Source organism: Arthrobacter flavus, from assembly GCF_039526005.1.
In the GTDB taxonomy this organism is placed as follows: domain Bacteria; phylum Actinomycetota; class Actinomycetes; order Actinomycetales; family Micrococcaceae; genus Arthrobacter_D; species Arthrobacter_D flavus.
Genome location: NZ_BAAAIJ010000059.1, coordinates 83,121 through 102,764 on the forward strand (window position 1 = coordinate 83,121; position 19,644 = coordinate 102,764).

The 19,644-nt window shown below is 63.1% G+C and carries 16 protein-coding genes; 10 read left to right on the forward strand and 6 right to left on the reverse strand.

Features of this window, described 5'->3' with window-relative positions; translation table 11 throughout:
* Window positions 1-140: 140 nt before the first annotated feature.
* Window positions 141-1,496, forward strand: coding sequence for an ice-binding family protein (locus tag ABD059_RS15370; protein WP_343881619.1), 1,356 nt, complete (start codon window positions 141-143; stop codon window positions 1,494-1,496).
* 75 nt (window positions 1,497-1,571) lie between these two features.
* Window positions 1,572-2,222, forward strand: coding sequence for a class F sortase (locus ABD059_RS15375; RefSeq protein ID WP_343881621.1), 651 nt, complete (start codon window positions 1,572-1,574; stop codon window positions 2,220-2,222).
* Between the two features lie 12 nt (window positions 2,223-2,234).
* Here the strand turns inward: ABD059_RS15375 and ABD059_RS15380 are convergent, their stop codons facing one another.
* Both ABD059_RS15380 and ABD059_RS15385 read right to left on the reverse strand, forming a co-directional pair.
* Window positions 2,235-3,146 (reverse strand): 5'-3' exonuclease, encoded by a 912-nt coding sequence (locus tag ABD059_RS15380; protein WP_343882155.1) that lies wholly within the window; start codon window positions 3,144-3,146, stop codon window positions 2,235-2,237.
* A 97-nt stretch (window positions 3,147-3,243) separates the two neighbouring features.
* Complete coding sequence (locus ABD059_RS15385; RefSeq protein WP_343881623.1) at window positions 3,244-3,519, reverse strand: hypothetical protein; 276 nt, start codon at window positions 3,517-3,519, stop codon at window positions 3,244-3,246.
* A 159-nt stretch (window positions 3,520-3,678) separates the two neighbouring features.
* Here ABD059_RS15385 and ABD059_RS15390 point away from each other — a divergent pair, with 159 nt between their 5' ends.
* Window positions 3,679-5,289, forward strand: coding sequence for a cellulase family glycosylhydrolase (locus ABD059_RS15390; protein WP_343881625.1), 1,611 nt, complete (start codon window positions 3,679-3,681; stop codon window positions 5,287-5,289).
* Here the strand turns inward: ABD059_RS15390 and ABD059_RS15395 are convergent.
* Window positions 5,282-6,778 carry a diguanylate cyclase domain-containing protein gene (locus tag ABD059_RS15395; protein ID WP_343881627.1) on the reverse strand — a complete coding sequence of 499 codons (1,497 nt, stop codon included), beginning with the start codon at window positions 6,776-6,778 and terminating at the stop codon, window positions 5,282-5,284. The genes ABD059_RS15390 and ABD059_RS15395 overlap by 8 nt on opposite strands.
* Before the next feature lie 188 nt (window positions 6,779-6,966).
* A complete protein-coding gene (locus ABD059_RS15400) occupies window positions 6,967-7,704 on the reverse strand; it encodes a M50 family metallopeptidase (RefSeq protein ID WP_343881629.1) in 738 nt (245 codons plus the stop codon).
* Between the two features lie 52 nt (window positions 7,705-7,756).
* On the opposite strand from ABD059_RS15400, the gene ABD059_RS15405 reads away from it, so the two are divergent.
* On the forward strand, window positions 7,757-8,863 hold the full coding sequence (locus tag ABD059_RS15405; protein ID WP_343881631.1) for an App1 family protein phosphatidate phosphatase: 1,107 nt from the start codon (window positions 7,757-7,759) through the stop codon (window positions 8,861-8,863).
* Here ABD059_RS15405 and ABD059_RS15410 read toward each other — a convergent pair.
* Window positions 8,829-9,947, reverse strand: a complete 1,119-nt coding sequence (locus tag ABD059_RS15410) for an FUSC family protein (protein ID WP_343881633.1) — start codon at window positions 9,945-9,947, stop codon at window positions 8,829-8,831. The two genes, ABD059_RS15405 and ABD059_RS15410, sit on opposite strands and share 35 nt — an antisense overlap.
* Window positions 9,948-10,238: 291 nt before the next feature.
* Here ABD059_RS15410 and ABD059_RS15415 point away from each other — a divergent pair, with 291 nt between their 5' ends.
* Window positions 10,239-11,156 carry a methylenetetrahydrofolate reductase gene (locus ABD059_RS15415; RefSeq protein WP_343881635.1) on the forward strand — a complete coding sequence of 306 codons (918 nt, stop codon included), beginning with the start codon at window positions 10,239-10,241 and terminating at the stop codon, window positions 11,154-11,156.
* Between the two features lie 28 nt (window positions 11,157-11,184).
* Complete coding sequence (metE, locus tag ABD059_RS15420; RefSeq protein WP_343881637.1) at window positions 11,185-13,500, forward strand: 5-methyltetrahydropteroyltriglutamate--homocysteine S-methyltransferase; 2,316 nt, start codon at window positions 11,185-11,187, stop codon at window positions 13,498-13,500.
* On the opposite strand, the gene ABD059_RS15425 is transcribed toward metE, so the two are convergent.
* Complete coding sequence (locus tag ABD059_RS15425) at window positions 13,497-14,420, reverse strand: LysR family transcriptional regulator (protein WP_343881639.1); 924 nt, start codon at window positions 14,418-14,420, stop codon at window positions 13,497-13,499. The genes metE and ABD059_RS15425 overlap by 4 nt on opposite strands.
* A gap of 197 nt (window positions 14,421-14,617) precedes the next feature.
* On the opposite strand from ABD059_RS15425, the gene ABD059_RS15430 reads away from it, so the two are divergent.
* Genes ABD059_RS15430 through ABD059_RS15445 form a run of 4 tightly spaced genes read left to right on the forward strand, consistent with a single transcriptional unit; the run spans window position 14,618 to window position 19,315 of the window.
* Window positions 14,618-16,027 carry an NAD(P)/FAD-dependent oxidoreductase gene (locus tag ABD059_RS15430; protein ID WP_343881641.1) on the forward strand — a complete coding sequence of 470 codons (1,410 nt, stop codon included), beginning with the start codon at window positions 14,618-14,620 and terminating at the stop codon, window positions 16,025-16,027.
* On the forward strand, window positions 16,024-16,749 hold the full coding sequence (locus ABD059_RS15435) for a DUF1365 domain-containing protein (protein ID WP_343881643.1): 726 nt from the start codon (window positions 16,024-16,026) through the stop codon (window positions 16,747-16,749). The genes ABD059_RS15430 and ABD059_RS15435 overlap by 4 nt, the downstream gene beginning before the upstream one ends.
* A complete protein-coding gene (locus tag ABD059_RS15440; RefSeq protein WP_343881645.1) occupies window positions 16,746-18,023 on the forward strand; it encodes a class I SAM-dependent methyltransferase in 1,278 nt (425 codons plus the stop codon). The genes ABD059_RS15435 and ABD059_RS15440 overlap by 4 nt, the downstream gene beginning before the upstream one ends.
* A gap of 17 nt (window positions 18,024-18,040) precedes the next feature.
* Window positions 18,041-19,315, forward strand: a complete 1,275-nt coding sequence (locus ABD059_RS15445) for a class I SAM-dependent methyltransferase (protein ID WP_343881647.1) — start codon at window positions 18,041-18,043, stop codon at window positions 19,313-19,315.
* The last annotated feature ends 329 nt before the right edge of the window (window positions 19,316-19,644 follow it).

Here is a 19,644-nt window from a genome sequence, read left to right on the forward strand (position 1 = left end):
CCTTTGGTTTACTGTTTGCTATCAATGCCGTTTTTCGTCTCCTCATCTCTCGCGAGCCAAATCGAGGTCCTTCACTGTGGACGTCCCTGCAGTGGGATCGAGCTCTTGGACGCACTCTCTCGCTGCTGGAAGGCATCCACATGGGCACCACTCGAAGTCATCGTCAATCCACCCACTTTGCCAGTCCACCGACTCGGGCCGTGGTGGGTGTCATTGCCGCCACCACCGCCGGGTTCATGGTGCTGGTCGGAGCTCTCACCGGGCAGCCGTCGGCGTTCGCCGCCGACGCCCCGCTCCTGGGGACTGCGGCCAACTACTCGGTCCTCGCCGGATCGACTGTCACCAATACCGGAAACAGTGTCCTCAACCGCCGGCTTGGGCTTAGTCCGGGCACGTCGGTGACAGGGTTCCCTCCGGGAGTCTCGGCTGGGCAGGATGTTGCGAACGCAACGGCTGTGCAGGCAAAGTCAGACCTCGGAATTGCCTACGACAACGCTGCGGGCGAACCCAGTACAGCCAGCGTGGCACAGGAGCTCGGCGGGCTCACTCTGGTGGAAGGCGTGTATACCAACGCCACAGCCCTTGGGCTCAATGGGGCATTGACTCTCGACGGCCAGAACAACCCCAATGCCGTCTTCATCTTCCAGGCCGGGTCAACCCTCACTACCGGTTCGAATAGCAGCGTCCAGTTCATTAACGGCGCCCAGGCCTGCAACGTCTTTTGGCAGGTGGGTAGTTCGGCGACGCTGGGTACCGGTACCGCTTTTGCTGGGACCATCCTCGCGCTGACCTCAATCAGTGTGAATGGTGGTGCAACCATCGACGGGCGCGTGCTCGCCAGGGAGGGTGCTGTGACACTTGATAACAACGTGTTCACCAGCTCGCCCTGCAACGTCGCGACCGAAGGTCCCACAGCAACGGCGACCCCGACAGTGTCGGCAAGTCCTACGGTGGCGCCTACGGGGATTCCCACGGTGACGGCACCTCCGACCACGGCCCCGACGGCACCTCCGACTGGAGTTCCGACGTCGACGCCAACAGCACCTGAGCCGACCACAGCCCCGACGGCAGGTCCAACTGGAGTTCCGACGCCGACGCCAACAGCACCTGAGCCGACCACGGCCCCGACGGCACCTCCGACCGGAGCGCCGACACCGACGCCAACAGCACCTGAGCCGACCACAGCCCCGACAACTCCGGTGCCGACTGCCACGGAAACCACTACCGCTCCAGCTCCAACCCCGACTCCCACGGAAACCGAGGTTGGCATTGGAACCGGATCCGGAGTCGGCGGTGGCAGCGGGGGGACAGGTACCGGCAGCGGGGGGACCGGTACCGGCGGCGAGGCAGCGACAAACCGAGGTGCCAACATCCAGTCGGCGGCTGACGCATCCAGCTATCCGGCCCCTGCCGTCCTGGCTGGATTTGGCGCGGTTGCTCTGGCGCTCATGGCGGTCCTGGCTTCAGTCACCCGTCGAGCACCCCGGAAGCACTGACCCGTCATCAACGGTCGGTTGTGGTGCCCCGGCCGGGCACCACAACCGACCGCTTCGCCAGGGAAGGAGATGGTGTTGGGCAGACGAAGCAGGGCATCAGCTGGGCCGAGGTTCGTACATCCGGACACACGGGCCCGGGTCTTCCCGGCACTCTTTCTTGCAGCCCTGATTGGGTCGGCGGCATTTGGTGCGCTTCAGGCGCCAGCCGAAACCACCGCCGCAGCACCGGCTACTGCCGTGCCGTCGGAAAGTGGTCCGGCTGAAGCTGAACCCGACGCGGCCAAACCAGCGGCAGCCCAGCCAGTGCGACTCACTATCGAGGCTGCGGGAATCGACGTGACGATCCTTCCCCTCACCCCGACCGACGCCGAGCTTGCTACCCAATCGATCATCCCGCCGTTCACCGATGACGGTTACTGGCTGTCGTCCTACGGTCAGCCCGGCCGGGGCTCAACAAATACCACCTACCTCACCGGGCATAGCTGGGAAGGCAGGGACGCACCGTTCAACCGGCTTAGCACGCAAGCAGCTCCAGGCAATCTCGTCACCGTCGAGACCGCAACGGGAACCCTGAAGTACAGTGTCGACTCCATCACCACCTACAACAAGGACACACTCAAGGACAGCGAGATCTGGGATGTCATCCCCAACCAGCTGGTGATCATCAGCTGTCACACGGAGGATTTATGGGGCAAGAACGTGGTGATTACCGCCTCTCCGGCCTAACAGCGGAGCCGGTCAGGTGTTTCCCAACGACTTCAGGGCGCGCCCCGAAGAGCCGCCCAAATTCCAGTCAGCAGTCATTTTCTCGATCCGGTCCCGCTGATCTGCGTCGAGGGGCTGGATTCTCGCGTTCAACGCCCCGAGGTCAAGATCGCGGACTACATTGACCACTGTTGGCGCCACCGCCAGGTAGTCGGCCGCGGTAACAATCTTGGCGCGCATGGAGGCGGACAGCGAGGACCCAGGGTTGTTGGCTGCCGCAACAATCCCGTCCAGGTCGTCGAACTCCTGCAGAAGGCTGGCGGCCGTCTTGTCACCAATCCCCGGCACTCCCGGCAGGCCATCGGAAGTATCCCCGCGTAAGGCAGCGAAATCCGCGTATTGAGCCGGCAGTACCTTATATTTGCTGACCACCGTGGCGTCAGTCAGGACTTCCAGTTTGCTCATGCCCCGGGCGGTGTAGATCACCCGAACGTCGCGGCTATCATCGATCAGCTGAAACAGGTCGCGGTCACCTGTAACAATGTCAACGGGGAAATCGGCCTGGGCCGCCAGGCTGCCGATGACGTCGTCGGCCTCATGCTCGGAAGCTCCAACCACCGTAATCCCAAAGGCGGCCAGGGCCTCACGGATCATCGGCACCTGGGCCACCAGTCCTTCCGGCACCTCCTCTACGTCGACGCCGTCGTTCACCGCGGTGACCATCCGGTGGGCCTTATAGCTCGGGATGAGATCGACTCGCCAGGCGGGGCGCCAATCGTCGTCCCAGCAAGCGACCAGGTGGGTCGGCTGATAGTCAGCAACGAGCCGCGCGATCATATCCAGCAGGCCGCGCACGGCGTTGACCGGAGTTCCGTCGGGAGCCCTCAGAGAATCGGGCAACCCGTAGAAAGCGCGGAAGTAGAGGGAAGCGGTGTCAAGGAGCATCCGTCGATTAGCCACACCGTGATCCTCTCACGCGAGGGCTCAAATACAAGGTCAAGCATGCGTTCCGCCGGTTGGAAGAGAGTGCGGTGAGTGGGAGTTATTGTTCTTCAGCGGAGGGCTTGTTTCGCCCGCCCGCTGAGTAGCGGCGCATCATCCGCCGCGCAGGGCCAGCCCAGGACAGTAAAAGAATAACGGTGAAGAGGTTATTCAGCATTCCGCCCAGCAGGTTCACCGGCATCACCTGGGTGAGAAGAATGACAATCATCCCCGCCCCCAAGACCAATTTCGCGATGTGTAGGACTCGGCTATTCACCGGAATCGGCCACGGGTGAAGGTCGACGGTCGACGAGTCGTTCCGCTTGTTGTTGGACATCTGCACCCCACCCCTTCGTCAGCATCAAGGATACCCTGTGACCCGTGGCAGCGTCTCCGCAGGCTGACCGAACCGGTGGGTAGGAGGAAGTTTTTCTAGCGTATTCTCAGAGGGATTATTGCCGGAATAGTTGGTCTCATTGAGAAGGAATTAAACGATATGGCTGAACATTCCGGCACTCGGGCGGGATTCCGTGGGCGTTTTCTGACGGCTGCGGCGACGATGGCAACAGTGATGCTTGCGTTGGCCGGTTGTGGGGTCGCCCCGCCTGCCTCTGCTCCCGACGTATTGGACGTTGTGCACGCAGCGAATGTGCCCACAAAGGGTGCGGGCTGGCTGCACACTGACGGCGGAACAATTCGCGACGCTGCCAACAAGCCCTATGTCATCCGGGCGGCCAACTGGTTTGGCCTGGAGACGCCTGACTGTGTCCCCCACGGGCTGTGGACCATCAATCTCAATGACGGGCTACGGCAGATCAAGTCGATGGGCTTCAATACCATTCGACTGCCGTACTCCAACCAGTGCATCACCACCGGCAAAGTCAGCTCTGACACCAACTTCTATGCCAACCCGGATCTGGCGAAAAAGAGCCCCCAACAGGTGATGGACCTTTTCATCGCCAAGTCCAAGGCCTTGGGACTAAACGTCATTCTTGACCGACACCGCCCGTCCTCAGCCGCTCAGTCAGAGCTCTGGTACACCCCCCAGTACAGTGAGGCGCAGTGGATTGCCGACTGGAAGAAGCTCGCCACCCGCTACAAAAACGAACCAACGGTGATCGGCTTCGACCTGCACAACGAGCCCCACGGCGCAGCGCGTTGGGGCGGTTCGAACCCCGCACATGACTGGCACGCTGCCGCAACCCGCGCTGGAAAAGCAGTTCAAACAGTGAACTCCAAGCTCCTGATCATCGTTGAAGGCGTCGAGGCCCAGGGCAACGGCTCTTGGACCTGGTGGGGTGGGGGCCTCGCAGATGTGGCTAAGAAGCCCGTGAAATTGACGGTGCCCAATCAGGTTGTCTACTCACCGCACGATTACCCAGCATCGGTATATCCGCAAAAATGGTTCTCGGCCTCTAATTATCCGGCGAATCTAACGGGGATCTGGGACGCGAACTGGGGCTATATTGCCAAGAACGGGATAGCGCCAGTCCTGGTCGGCGAATTCGGTTCAAAACTGGAAACCACCTCTGACAAGCAGTGGATGAGTAAACTCGTGAGCTATTTGGCAGCGAACGGAACAAGTTTCGCCTACTGGTCTTTCAATCCCAACAGTTCCGACACCGGCGGGCTGTTAAAGCCGGATTGGCGGACCCCGGAAACCGCCAAACTTGCCGCGCTGCAGCCCATCCTTCGGCCCGTGGCGGCTTCCTCACCTACCCAGTCGGCCGTTCCTGCACCAACGTCGAAGCCGTCCCCTGCCCCGACACCCAGCAAGACGGCCATCCCGGTTCCGGGATCAGGATCGGGCGCGGTTGCCGCGAAGTGGGCGTTGCAAAGTTCGTGGAACGGGGGGTATGTTGCCCAGATATCCGTCAGTGCTTCCAGGGCCGTGAACTCGTGGTCAGTGACATTCACCGACCCCAACGTCCTCAGTGTTGCCAATTCCTGGGGCATGAAATGCTCGTCGGTGACGAAGAAATCGGTCACCTGCGTCGGCTCCGACTGGACCAAAACCCTCCGAAAGGGTCAGTCGGCGACGGTCGGTCTGCAAGTGAACGCACCCAAGCCGCCAGTCAAGCCCGTAGTCACGGTTAGCGCTAAGTAGCTGCCGCGGGAAGGTAATCCCCGTCGGACTCGGGGCTGTTCCCGGGGTGCTCGTGGTCCTTTATCGCCGTTCTGCGGAGCGAAAGCCAGAAAAGGTCGGCGTCCGCCGACCGCTCGGCCTGAATGATTGAGTCCACCAAGAGGGTGTCGGCCCAGTGCTGCACCATGTCATGGTGGAAGACGAACTCCTCGAGGGCGTTTCGTTCGGGTAACGCCAACTTCGCTAGCTGCTGACCGTGGGGCAACTGGTCAATTGCGGCGATGATCGATTCCAGAGTACGGCGGACCGTTTCCGGGCCGCGAGACTGCTCGGGAATCCGACCGAGGTCTTTGGCTGACGCAATTTCCGCCCGGAGCGACTGGGTGTAGGCCGCCCAGTCGCGGGCCTGGCCGGGGTGGACAGTCATTGTGCCGAGCGTTCCCGGCGCGAGCAACCTGTCAAAGATGACGTAACCACCTCGCCCATTGTGCTTGGCCGAATACATCGCCTGGTCCGCCTCCTGGAGGAGCACTTCGGCCTCGGCGCCTGTTGAGCTGACGGCAAGGCCAACGCTGACGCTCATGTCCAACTCGACGCCGGGCAGGCTAAAGGGTGGGCTGACGGCCGCGAGGATGCGCCCAGCCATGCTCGGAGCCTCCGCCCTGGGAGTGCCAGGGAGGATCAGGGTGAACTCGTCCCCTCCGTTGCGCGCCGCAGTGTCGCCGCCCCTGATGCAAGACTGCAATCGCTGCGCGAGCTCGACCAGGAGGGCATCACCGGTGGCATGCCCGTAGGAGTCGTTGACGGGTTTGAAACCATCAATGTCGACGGTGATCACCATGACCGACGTCCCGGTCCGCTGGCTTAGGCTGAGAGCCTGGTTGAGTCGATCGTGGAGGAGAGTCCGGTTGGCCAGGCCTGTCAACGGGTCGTGGAGGGCCTGGCTCGCGAGACGATCCAGGAGAGTATTCTCCTCGCGTCTGGCCCGCTCGTGGATGGTCCAGTGCACAATGCTGGTGACGCACATGGCCAGAAACAACGCGCTATGGATCAGGGACCATGTCACCGGGCTGTCGATGGCAGCCTGGTGGTTATAAACGGTGGTCGGGGAATGAAGACCCATGAAGGCGTGGTGGCCGAGTACCAGCAGAGATGCTGTCGCCAACGGCGCCCAGTCCTCGTAGAGCGCGACGACCGGAACCAGAATAAAAAACAGAAAATGGGCTTCGATCGTGCCACTGAGATGTACCACTAGGGCGGCGGTCAGCATGAGCGATGCGGAACTCAGCGACGCACTAAATCTCCGACCGATGGGAGCTCTCCATGCCACCAGGGCCACCGCCGCCGGCGGAACCCCAAGCGACAAGGCCATCCACAGGGAGGTCCCCAGGGCGAGGGCGACTGCGGTAACAACCCCGGACGCCACCAGCGCAAAGAGGACGATGATCCGGTGTCGGGAGTTCCAGGCGGGATCCGGGAGTCGCGAACCGCGCGGAAATGCAGCGAGCACAGACTTCCCCCACCGAAATATCACTGAGACGCTCCCGAATCTGTTGAAGGGCACGCCACGCGCCCCGCCACGGTCAGTGTGGCACCCCTACGGTAGCGCCAATTCGGTCATCTTAGGTGGACATCGTGACATACAGCGGAAATATTGCGGAGAGGCACTCATCCGGGCCTGCGAACAAGCTGATGATATTAGAGGGGTCCTGGAGGCATGTCACCTGAGAGCGAGATCCATGCAGCGACGAGCGAACCAGCGATGATGACTGCGAACAGCAGCAGCCAGACCGGCGACGGGACGCCGGTGCTGCGGTAGAGCAGGTAAGCGTCGGAAGACTGCAGCTCCCGACGCCGTCGCAGATGGACCGACAGCACCTTGCCCAGATCACGGACCGAACCGACAAGCAACGCCAGCCCAAGGGCAACCACCACGTGCCCGGTCAGGTCCTCAGGCACTGCCAGGACCAGCACCAACGAAAGGCTGACTGTGGCCAGCAGAATCAGTACGCCGCTGCCATTGCGGATGAACGCCAGGGCAGCCAGGAGGATCAAGGCGCCGGTCGACAGGGCGGCCGGACCCCAGCCGTTCACCCCAGCCCACGTCAGGATCGCCCCGAGTGCAGCCGGCGTCGGGTACCCCCAGAAACCTGACCAGGCGGAGCGCCACCCTGGCCGGCCGATCGTCGTCGTCGTACCCGCATGGTCCATGGTCAGGGTGATTCCTTTGAGGACACGACCCGTCATGAGGGCGGCGAACGCATGGCCCAGCTCATGCACAGTTGTGGTGAACAAGCCGAAATACCGCCAGGTTGCCCGGGGGAGTGAAAGCAGCGCGGCCGCAATCACCATGATCAGCAGTTCAACGACGCTGATCTCCGGAGGCGCGGTCCGGGCGAATCCACCCAGGAGCTGCTGCCACCACGTCTCGATCATTGGACCACCTTACTGAACGAAGGTGGGTGCGCTGGCGTGAAAGACTGGTGGCATGTCATCGAGCACCTCATCAAGTCAGCCCGACCCGCAGCGCGACGGGGTCAAGGAACCTACCCACCTCGGACTACGGATCGACGACGCTTGGCACTCGGTTCAGACCAATGTCGCCATCAAGCGTGGGCATGTGGAAACCATCATTCCCTACACCGGTTACGGCTCGGCATCCTGGATTCGGGTGCTTGCCCGGGTGGTTCTTGCTGATCCAGCGGAGATGGCGCCCATCAAGGGCGGTGAAGTGCTGAAGACGATCAAGGAGGGCATTCGTGGCTGGCGCAATTTCACCAGTGCGCCGGTGCGCTATGCGAAGGTCACAGTGGAGATTGACGGGGAAACCCATGAGGTGACCGCCGATCGTGGCGGGATTGTCGATGCGCGCATTGATGCGCAGCTGGCCCCCGGGTGGCACACCATCAAGTTGCGGTCGGCCGATGACATCCTGGTGGAGTCGCCGGTGCGGGTTATCGAGTCGGGCACCACTTTCGGAGTGGTGTCTGATATTGACGACACGGTGATGGTCACAGCCCTGCCCAGGCCCTTCCTGGCGGCCTGGAACACATTCGTCCTGGATGAGCATGCCAGGGCAGCGACGCCCGGCATGGCAGTCCTGCTCGAACGGATCACCCAGGAGACCCCTGGTGCGCCGGTGCTCTACCTGTCCACCGGGGCATGGAATGTTGCGCCCGCGCTAACGCGGTTTCTCTCCCGGAATCTCTACCCGGCAGGTCCGAAGCTACTCACCGATTGGGGCCCCACCCGGGACCGGTGGTTCCGCAGCGGGCCCGAGCATAAGCGCAGCTCACTGAAACGGCTCGCCGCTGAATTCCCCGAGATCAAATGGCTTCTCATCGGGGACAACGGGCAGCATGATGAAGAAATCTACGCCGACTTCGCGGAAAATTACCCGCAGAATGTGCGTGCCGTCGCCATCCGCCAACTCACCATGGGTGAGGCGGTGCTGGCCGGTGGCCGATCGAAAACGAAAGCATCAGCGCGGACGCCTAATATTCCATGGGTCTATGCACCGGATGGCGCCGGAATGTCGGCGCAGCTCGCTGACCTCGGCATTATTGATCATTCGTTTCAGGAGCCTGCAGACTAATTCCGTCCTGGTCCTGGGGGCCGGCGTCGGCGCGGATGGTCAGCAGGATGCGCCTCAGCGACATGCCCAGCGACGCCGTGGCTTCGATGCGATCATCCGGTGAGACGTGTTTGACGTGCTGCATCAAGTCTTCGACCGCCGCTTCGGCATCGGTCATCGAATCAGCTGTGGTGTCCCACTCTTCAACAGCGGCAGCGGTCAGTTTCACGGCGTGGGCGAGCGGCGGTCCCAGGGGCTTGGGCAGAGGGGTGGTCTCCGGCGATCGCCAGATGACGTCGGCGAGCAACTCGGTCATGTCCTCCACATAGAAGGTGATTCGCTCCATTGACTGCAGCGAGTGGAAATCTGCGGCGAGGTCCCTTTTGTGACGGTACTGACGGATATTGCCGTGGCGGCTCGAATCGGCGAGTTGAACCGCTGTACGCACTTCCTGGCTGAACGTCGTGAGTTTGTTCTGGCGATCGGCCCACTCCTTGTGCTCGGGTGGCCATTGTTCCCTCAACGCCTCACCCATGTCTTTGAGCTGGAGGGATAGTGCCGACCTGAGGCTGTCGAGCCCGGTGACCACACCAGTGAGATGCAGGGGCGGGACGATCAGGATGTTCACGATTAGCCCCACACTCACGCCCACCAGCATCTGGAGCAGATACCCGAAGGAGTACCCATCGGGATCGTCGCCACCGAGCAGGAGCACAAACAGGGCAGCGATGGGGATCCAATCCCGTCCTGCACCGATGCGCGGCAGACCACCGGCCAGCACCCCAAAGCCAACCACCAGCGCGATGGAGATTACCGAGCGATCGCCCAGGAAAATGATCGGGAACGCTAGGGCAAACCCGATAGCCAGCCCCGCAAGGGTCTGGACTCCCTGTTTGGCTGAACCAGCGATGGTCGGATACATGCAGGCGACGGCGCCCAGTGGTGCGTAGTACGGGTACTCGGCGGCGACTCCCGGAACCTGAAGCGCGATCACCCAGGCGATTGACGCGGCGAGCGCAGCTTTAAAGGCGAGCAGTATCCGTTTGTGTCGGACCAGCCCACCCATTTGGGTTAACAGTCGAGCACCGGATGGTTTTTTCAGCATGCTTGCTATTCTCCCAGCAATGCCGACGACATCCAATGACGCAGCATTACGCGGCGGATACTTGATGCCACGGGGCCGACGGCGTAGCGTAGCGACCAAGTTACTTCAGTAACGGGTCAGCGACTCTCCAGCGGAGAGTGTGGGTGCCCCCATGTGGGCCTGACATTTGTTTGCAGAAGTTTGAGTGGTGTTCGGCCGCGCGCCGCCTGAACTCCTGCTCTGCTTCCCTCCTGGTTCTTCACTCATCTGATGCATCACCGTTTCAGTAGTGACCTATCGACAAGGACACAAATGTCTATCGCGCATTCGCCCCCGCACACCTACCCCGCCCTGTCGTACGAACTCTTTCCGCCTCGGACCTCCCGCGCCGATGAGGGCCTCTGGCGGACCATTCGAGCCCTTGAGGACACCCGCCCCGATTTCGTCTCCGTCACCTACGGGGCGTCCGGCTCCAACCGTGACACGGCCATCGGCCTGCTCATGCGGTTGCTCGACGAGACCACCCTGAAACCGCTGGCCCACCTGACCGGCGTTGGCAATTCGCGCGACTACCTCATGGAGCTGGTCGATGAACTGATTTCCCGGGGAGTGCGCGGCATTCTCGCCTTGCGGGGTGACCGACCCCAGGACCTGTCACTGCCAGCAGGTGACCTGCACTATGCCAGCGAGCTGGTCGAGCTGATCCGGCAGGTGGAGCGTCAGCTGACGGCGCATTTGTGTGCAGGCAAGGTAGCAGTCGGGGTCGCCGCCTACTCCACCAAACACCCGGAGTCACCCAGTCTCGAACATGACATCGAGGTGCTGCTGGCCAAACAGTCCGCTGGCGCCGATTTCGCGATCACCCAGGTGTTTTTCGCTCCCGATCATTACCGCCGGCTCCTGCGTACCGCACGCCGGGCCGGGGTGGAAATTCCCATCATTCCCGGTGTTGTCCCCTTCACCAGCGTGAGGCGGCTTGAACGACTCAGCGAGCTCGCGGGTATCGAGGTTGACGCGACACTCAAGGACCGGCTGATGAATGCCGATGACGACTCCGCGCGCCGCCGCATCGGCGTTCAGGCCACCGTGGACCTCGCCCATGCGGCGCTCGACGACGGCGCCCCGGGTCTCCACATCTACACCTTCAACGAACATGGGGCGGCACTTGACGTCCTGGACCGGCTTGAGCTCAGCAGGCCCCCGGTGCCAGGCCTTAGCCAATCCGCCTAATCCCTCCCACTCCCGAAGGACCTACCTCATGAGCACTGCATTCCCAGCAGCCACCATTATCGGCTACCCCCGGATCGGCCCCCACCGCGAACTGAAAAGGGCAGTCGAATCCTACTGGGCGGGTGAGAGTACGGCCGCCCAGTTGGAGGACACCACGCGGAGGCTGCGGCTGAACAGCTACGGGCACCTCGCCGCCCTTGGCCTGGGGGAATCCACGTCAGCGATTCCCGCGTCATTCTCCCTCTACGACCAGGTGCTCGACACAGCTGCGACCTTCGGCGTCGTTCCCGACCGGTTCCGCGACCTCTACGACGACGACGGGCGGCTGGGCCTGGACGCCTACTTCACCCTGGCGCGGGGCGACGCCGGGAGGCAGCCCCTGGAAATGACCAAGTGGTTCGACACCAACTACCACTATCTGGTCCCCGAAATTGGGCCGGGCACCCGCTTCACGCTCGCCAACAACTGGATACTGCGCAACGTTGAGGAGGCGGCCGAACAGGGTTTCACCGTCCGACCGACCATCATCGGTCCGGTCACCTTCCTGTTGCTGAGCAAGGCAGCCGACGAAGCGCCAGCAGGGTTCGACCCGTTCAGTCGTCTCGATGACCTGCTGCCGCTGTACGTTCAGTTCCTCGAGCAGCTGGCCGAAGCGGGGGCACAGTGGGTGCAGCTCGAGGAGCCCGCCCTGGTGGCAGACCAGGCGGTTCCCACGGCAGAGCTGGCCGACGCCGTCGAACGGGCGTATCGTCTTCTCGCCGCTGCGAAGGAGCGACCCGCGGTCCTCGTCACCACCCAGTACGGCTCGCTAGGCGGTCTGCTGCCGATCCTTGGGAGCACGGGAATCGACGCGCTCCACCTGGACCTGGTCAAAGGCGGGCTGCCCCCTGCGGCCGACCTTGCCGCCCTGGGCGATACCACCCTGATTGCCGGAGTGGTGGACGGCCACAACATCTGGAAGGCTGACCTGGCGCGGGCGGCCACAACACTGTCCACCCTCACGGCGTCGGTGTCCCGGGTGAGCGTCGCCACTTCGACGTCCCTGCAGCATGTGCCGCACAGCGTCGAGGACGAGCCGCAGCTCAACCGCGAGTTGCGGACGTGGCTGGCGTTCGCTGATCAGAAGGTGGAGGAGGTTGTGACCCTGTCCCGGCTGGTCGATCATTCACCGGCGGGGACCATTGACGCGGCAATAGCCGAGGCGTCGGCTGTGCTTGCCGCCCGCGCCGCCACCGAAGGAGTGATCCGCAGCGAGGTGAGAGCCCGCGTCGGGTCGCTCACGCCGTCGGACTTCACCCGCGTCCCCTATCCGGAGCGGTCGGCCGCGCAGGAAACAGCCCTGCAGCTGCCGGTGCTACCGACCACCACGATCGGGTCGTTTCCGCAGACCGCCGAGGTGCGCTCAGCCCGGGCCCGGTTCCTGCGGGGCGACCTGACCGCTGAGCAGTACACCAGCCTGATGCAGGAAGAAATCTCCCGGGTGGTCGCTCTGCAGGAGGACCTGGGGTTCGACGTCCTCGTCCACGGCGAACCGGAGCGGAACGACATGGTGCAGTACTTCGCCGAAAACCTGGACGGTTTCGATGTCACGGTGAACGGGTGGGTGCAGTCCTACGGTTCACGGTGTACCCGGCCATCCATCCTCTGGGGCGATGTGAGCCGTCCAGACGCCATCACCGTGCGATGGGCCGAGTACGCCCAGTCCCTCACCGAGAAGCCGGTCAAAGGAATGCTCACCGGACCGGTCACCATCCTGGCGTGGTCGTTTGTGCGGGATGACCAGCCGCTGGGGGAGACCGCCAACCAGGTGGCTCTTGCCCTCAGGGACGAGGTGAGCGACCTTGAGCGCGCCGGTATCCGTGTCATCCAGGTCGATGAACCAGCGCTGCGGGAGCTGCTGCCACTCAGGAAGTCGCTGCAACCGGACTACCTCACCTGGTCGGTGGCATCGTTTCGGTTGGCGACGGCCGGGGCAACGCCAGCTACGCAGATCCACACCCATCTCTGCTATTCAGAGTTCGGCGCCATCATCGACGCAATCGATGGGCTCGACGCCGATGTCACCTCCATCGAGGCCGCCCGCTCGCGGATGGAAGTGGTCCACGACCTGCAAGGGCAGCAGTTCGCCCGGGGGGTGGGTCCGGGCGTCTACGACATTCATTCGCCACGGATCCCCGGCGAGGATGAGGTGGTAGAACTCGTCGAGAAAGCGGTTCGGCACGTCCCAGCCCGCCAGCTTTGGGTGAACCCGGACTGTGGGCTGAAAACCCGGGGATACACCGAGACCACTGAGTCGCTGCGGAATCTGGTCAACGCTGCGATCCGGGTGCGGGCCCAGCTCTAGCGGCGGATCGGCTCGATGCTCTGTGCCTTCAGGATGCCGGCCAGCTGATCCATGAAGAGCCCCACCCTGGTGGTCTGTTTGTCACTGATCTGCAGAGCGAAAATGCTTCGAGCGAGACGAATCTCCGGTACGTCAAGCGCCACCACACCGGCCGGGCCGTGCGTCATCGCCAGGTCGGGAACCAACGCGGCGCCGAGGCCGGCCGCAGCCAGCTCGAGACTGGCATTGAAATCGTCGCAATACGCCACCACCCGGGGATGCAGGTTGCAGCTGGCGAACAACCGCTCAATCACCGTGGCATCACTGGTTCCCGGGTGGTGCATGATCCAGGGCATGTCGGACAGCTGGTCGGCGCTTACCGCAGCCCCCGGTTGGATGCCCCAGGCAGCGGGCAGCACAACCCGGAAATTGTCGTCCCCGATCCACTGACGGCTGACCGATGACGGCCACGCCAGCCCACCCTGGCCCACCTGGAACACCAGCGCCAAATCGAGTTCGCCGCCGGTCCGCAAGCCCTGGATGGTCTGGCCGGGTTCGGCCACGTACACCTTCAGGCTGATCCCCAAACGTCGCCACTCAGGGGTGCCCAGTAACCGCGGCAGGGCATAGGTCGCCAGGCTCGGGAAGATCCCCAACCGAAGCTCCTGGGTGGACTCCGCCTCGGCACGCGCGGTGGACGCCAGCAGGGCGTCAATATCGGTGAGAACCTTCGCGGCGTGACGCGCCATCACCAGCGCCGCTTCGGTGGGGACGGCGCTTCGTGCCGACCGTTCAAACAGGGTGGCCCCGGTGTCCCGTTCCAGTGCTGACATTTGTTGCGACACGGCCGACGCCGTGTACCCCAGCCGGGACGCAGCAGCGGTAAAGGATCCGAGGCGAATGACTTCCAGAAGAGTGCGCAAATGCACTGGGTTGACCACGGCAATCCTTTCGTCTGCTGACGCTCTATCCCTGCCGTCTGGCCTGGTCCATCGCACCAATCCGGAAAACGTCCGTCTCCGAACACTAACCAAACTATATTTACAACAGGCGTTTTCCTTCTAGGAGGCCTGCAGTGGCGAGTTGACCGGCCAATTGGCCGGCAGCGAAGTCCCACAACCCACGCGGAGGAGCGCAGATGACCGACGATCAGCATGACACTGGCCCCCAGGGGGCCGACCGTAGCGAGTTCCGCGCACGACGCAGGATCGCCGTCATTGGCAGTGGTGTCGCCGGGCTGACAGCGGCCTACGTGCTGAGCCGTCACCATTCGGTCACGCTGTACGAGGCCGACCACCGCGCGGGCGGGCACGCCCACACCCACCAGATGCCGATGTCCGACGGCACCACCTCGGGGGTGGACACCGGGTTTATCGTTCACAACGACCGGACCTATCCCACGTTGCTGAGGCTCTTCGGCGAGTTGAGAGTTCCCACGCAGGACTCCGACATGACCATGTCGGTGCGGTGCGATGGCTGCGGTCTCGAATACGCCGGCGCGAAGGGCCGTCGCGGGGTGTTCGCGCAGCCGGGAGTGCTCCGACGTGGGAAATACCTCAGGATGCTGCTCGAAGTGTTGCGCTTCCAGCGCGACGCCCGCGCACTGCTGACGGAAACCAGCGGGTCTGAGGGACACACGGACAACCCCACCGTCGACGACGGCATGACCCTCGGGGAGTTTCTCGCCAGGGGAAAGTTCAGCGACTACTTCACGTCCCACTTCATGACTCCGGTGGTCTCGGCCGTGTGGTCCTGCGACCCGGCCACGGCGCTCGCCTACCCCGCGCGGTACCTGTTCTCCTTCATGTCACACCACGGGATGCTCACCATCAAAGGATCGCCCCAGTGGCGCACGGTCACTGGCGGGTCGGGGGAGTACGTTACCCGGGTGCTGGAACACATCGAAGACGTGCGGCTTGGCTCACCGGTGACTGATGTGAGCAAGGTGGGGGACGGCGTCGTCGTCACGGTGCTGGGCGATGCCGCGCACGGGGCCACCGAAACCTACGATGCGGTGGTCATTGCCACCCACCCGCATCAGGCGCTCGCCATGTTGGGGGACCCCGATCCGCTGGCGGCCGAAGTCCTCGGAGGCATGCCCTACTCCACCAATCACACCCTGTTCCACACCGATGAGTCGGTGCTGCCGCGCACCGACGCCGCGCGGTCGTCGTGGAACTATCGGTTGCCGTCCTGCGGCGCCAGCCCCGACCGCGTGCTGGTCACGTACGACCTGACCCGCCTGCAGCGGCTCGAAGGCCGGACCGACCACCGGTTCCTGGTCAGCCTGGGTGAGGGCGACGAGATAGCCCCATCGTCAGTGCTGCGGTCCATGACCTACGAACACCCGCAGTACACGCCGTCGTCGTTGGCCGCCCAGCGCCGGTTGGCCGAGCTCAGCGACGATCGCATCGCCTTCGCCGGGGCTTACCACGGCTGGGGGTTCCATGAGGATGGCGCCCTGTCCGGGCTGCGTGCGGCCGAACGCCTGGGCGGATCCTGGGACGCCGAGCGACTCGACGCGGCGCTGGAGGACGCTCCGTCATGACCGCGGCCCTGTACCCGACGACAATCCGACACATCCGCCGGACGCCGTTACACAACGAGTTCACGTACCGCAGCTACAGCTGGTTCGTGGACCTGGCTGATCTGCCGGTGCTCCCGCGCGTGCTCAGGCCGTTCGCGGTATTTTCGGCAGCCGACCATCTAGGGGACCCGGCGCAGTCCATCCGGTCGAACGTGGCGACCTATTTGGCAACCCAGGGCATCGACGACGACGGCGGCCGGGTAACCATGCTGGCCAGCGGTCGGGTACTCGGTCACGTATTCAACCCGCTCAGTCTGTTTTGGTGCCATCGTGCCGACGGGTCGTTGGCCGCGGTGATCGCCGAGGTACACAACACCTACGGGGAGCGTCACTGCTACCTGCTGAACCCTGATGAGGCCGGCCGTGCCACCACTGAGAAAGCGTTCTATGTGTCGCCGTTTAACGACGTTTCAGGAAATTATGAGATGCGGGTTCCGGAACCGGCGGAGCGTCTGAAGGTTGCAATCACCCTGCACCGGGACGGCCAGGCCCCTTTCATCGCCACCATGGCAGGGCACCGGTTGCCGGCCACCACCCGAAATGTTGTTCGGATGATCACGGCCATCCCTGTTGCACCTCTGCGCGCAGCTGCGCAGATCCGGTGGCAGGGAGTTAAACTCTGGAGGCGTCGTTTGCCAGTGCGCACCCGCCCACACCATGAATCACAGGAGGCAGTTCGATGAGTACCCTTGTCCGTTCCGAGGCTGACGCTGACCCGGAGTATTGGCCCGGTATCGCCAACGTTCCGTCGGGTCCGAGGAACAAGGTTGCTGCAGCCCTCGCCGAGAAGATTTTCGCTGCCGCAGTGAACCGCCTGCAGCTGCGGGTGGTGTACGACGACGGCACGGTGCTCGGCGCGCCGGGCGGCGGACCTCGTCCCGAGATGCGCATCCACCGGCCTGCCGACTTTTTCGCCCGTCTGGGCGACAATGGTCTGATCGGTCTGGGTGAGGCCTACATGGCGCAGGACTGGACGGCGTCGGACCTCACCGAGGTGATGCAGGTGTTCGCCGCACAGGCTGCGCATCTGGTCCCGGTGCCGTTGCAGAAGCTCCGCGGACTGTACCTGCCGAAGCCGCCCCGCAAGGAGCGCAACACCAAGGTCAACACCCGGTCAAACATTTCCCGGCACTATGACCTGTCCAATGATCTGTTCAAGCTGTTCCTGGATGACACCATGTCCTATTCCAGTGCACTGTTTGACGCCAACGGCCCGCAACTGCTGGACGCCCGGTGGGATGACCTTCCAGAAGCTCAGCAGCGCAAGGTTGACCGTCTGCTGGACCAGGCCGATGTCGGGGAGGGCACCCGGGTGCTGGAAATCGGCACCGGCTGGGGTGAGCTGGCCATCCGTGCGGCACGCCGCGGCGCCACCGTAGTCTCGGTGACCCTGTCGAGTGAACAGAAGGAACTCGCCGAACGTCGCATTGCAGACGCCGGGCTCTCCGATCGTGTGACCGTGGAGCTGAAGGATTACCGCGCCGTCGAGGGCCAGTTTGATGCGATCGTGTCAGTCGAGATGATTGAGGCTGTGGGCTATGAGTACTGGGGCGTGTACTTCCAGACCATTGACCGGCTGCTGGCGCCGGACGGCCGGGTGGCTATTCAGGCGATCACCATGCCGCACGAGCGGATGATGGTGACCCGCCGGTCCTACACGTGGATCCACAAGTACATTTTCCCGGGAGGCTTCATCCCCTCGGTGCGAGCGATTGAGGACATCACCGACCGCTACACCAGCCTTCGGGTCCGGGAGCGGCTCTCCATGGGCGACCACTACGCGCAGACCCTCCGGCTGTGGGAAGAGCGGTTCCTTGCCCACACCGATGACGTATCGGAGCTGGGCTTCGACCAGGTCTTCCAGCGGATGTGGCAGTTCTACCTGTGCTATTCGAGGGCCGGTTTTCAGTCCGGGTACCTCGATGTGCAACAGCTCATCTTCGACCGCCGGCCATAACCATCAGGAGCATCCCCTTGACTCAACCAGACGCCACACTGCAGGCCGCCAGCATCGATAAGGACATCGCCGGAAAGCTCGCGCGGATCCTCGAACCCATCGTCGGCGGTGAACTGCCCGTCCATCTGCGGGCCTGGGACGGCAGCACTGCCGGGCCAAAGGACCAGCCAGAGGTGCAGATCAACAGCGCCAACGCGCTGCGGCGGTTGCTCTGGAGCCCGGGGGAGTTGGGTGCGGCCCAGGCCTATGTGACCGGTGAAATCGATGTGCCAGGTTCCCTCGAAGCAGCGCTGACACATCTGTGGAAGGTGGTGGCCTCGCGTGATCTGTCGATGCCGAAGCTCACTCCCGCATTGGTATTGCAGCTGACCCGGCTGGCCCGCGAGCTGGGGGTCTTCGGACCGCCGCTCCCAGCACCGGCGTCGCAGGCGAAGATCAAGGGCCGGCTGCATAGCCTGCTCCGTGATCGCGAGGCAATCAGCCACCACTACGACCTGTCGAATGCCTTCTACGAACTGATCCTTGATGATCACATGGCCTACTCCTGCGGCTACTGGTTGTCCGACGACCAGGACTATACGCTTGAGGACGCCCAACGGGACAAGCTGGACCAGGTCTGCCGCAAGATCGGACTGGACACCATGCCCGGACAGCGTTTCCTCGACGTGGGCTGCGGCTGGGGTTCGCTGAGTCTCTTCGCCGCCGAGCACTTCGGTGCCAAAGTCACCGGTGTGACCATCTCCAGGGAACAGAAGGCCTTTATCGATCAGCGCATCAAGGAACGTGGCCTGCAGGATCGGGTAGAGATCCGGTTACAGGACTACCGCGATGTTCGCGATGGGCCCTACGACGCGGTGGCCTCACTGGAGATGGGTGAGCATGTCGGTGAAGAGAACTACGGCACCTACACCTCGACCCTGTTCCGCAACGTGCGACCCGGCGGGAAGGTCCTGATCCAGCAGATGTCGCGTCATGGCAAGCATCCGGGTGGCGGACCGTTCATTGAATCCTTCATTGCCCCGGATATGCACATGCGTGCTGTCGGGGACACGGTCAACCTGATCGAAAACGCCGGATTCGAGATCCTTGGGGTCGAGGCCATGCGGGAGCACTATGTCAGGACCATTGACGCCTGGCATGACCGGTTTGACGCCAACTGGGATCAGGCTGTTGAGATGATGGGCGAGGAAGTGGCCCGTGTCTGGCGTCTCTACCTTGTGGGCGCGATGATGACCTTCCGTGACGGACGCATGGGAGTGGACCAGATCCTGTCTCAGAAGCCGCTCGGTTAGGCTTCTTCGGCTGCCTCAACCATGAGCAGCTGGAATGTCTTGTGCAGCTCTGGTGGGTGCGACGCGGTCGCACCCACCAGAGCTGCGCTTTTGCGTTCTCTCTGTGTGGCCTTACCCGCCAGTACTGCGCACTTGTTCACCACGCCGGCGGCGGTTCTGGTGTGACGACGACGATATCGACAATGGCGACGACAACAATCGACGATGTTGACGGCGGCCTCGGGCCTTGGTCTATCGACGCCTGCCCTGGAGGCAAAGGGGTATGACCCAGATGCTGACCTTACGTGACCGCGACACGCCGAGGACACGCGACACAGAAGTATTTTGCC

Bases quoted from the DNA above. Each gene is read 5' to 3' on its own strand.
- ABD059_RS15370 (WP_343881619.1), top strand. From the start codon at position 141: ATGGGCACCACTCGAAGTCATCGTCAATCCACCCACTTTGCCAGTCCA.
- ABD059_RS15380 (WP_343882155.1), bottom strand. From the start codon at position 3,146: ATGCTCCTTGACACCGCTTCCCTCTACTTCCGCGCTTTCTACGGGTTG.
- ABD059_RS15385 (WP_343881623.1), bottom strand. From the start codon at position 3,519: ATGTCCAACAACAAGCGGAACGACTCGTCGACCGTCGACCTTCACCCG.
- ABD059_RS15390 (WP_343881625.1), top strand. From the start codon at position 3,679: ATGGCTGAACATTCCGGCACTCGGGCGGGATTCCGTGGGCGTTTTCTG.
- ABD059_RS15400 (WP_343881629.1), bottom strand. From the start codon at position 7,704: ATGATCGAGACGTGGTGGCAGCAGCTCCTGGGTGGATTCGCCCGGACC.
- ABD059_RS15405 (WP_343881631.1), top strand. From the start codon at position 7,757: ATGTCATCGAGCACCTCATCAAGTCAGCCCGACCCGCAGCGCGACGGG.
- ABD059_RS15410 (WP_343881633.1), bottom strand. From the start codon at position 9,947: ATGCTGAAAAAACCATCCGGTGCTCGACTGTTAACCCAAATGGGTGGG.
- ABD059_RS15415 (WP_343881635.1), top strand. From the start codon at position 10,239: ATGTCTATCGCGCATTCGCCCCCGCACACCTACCCCGCCCTGTCGTAC.
- metE (WP_343881637.1), top strand. From the start codon at position 11,185: ATGAGCACTGCATTCCCAGCAGCCACCATTATCGGCTACCCCCGGATC.
- ABD059_RS15430 (WP_343881641.1), top strand. From the start codon at position 14,618: ATGACCGACGATCAGCATGACACTGGCCCCCAGGGGGCCGACCGTAGC.
- ABD059_RS15435 (WP_343881643.1), top strand. From the start codon at position 16,024: ATGACCGCGGCCCTGTACCCGACGACAATCCGACACATCCGCCGGACG.
- ABD059_RS15440 (WP_343881645.1), top strand. From the start codon at position 16,746: ATGAGTACCCTTGTCCGTTCCGAGGCTGACGCTGACCCGGAGTATTGG.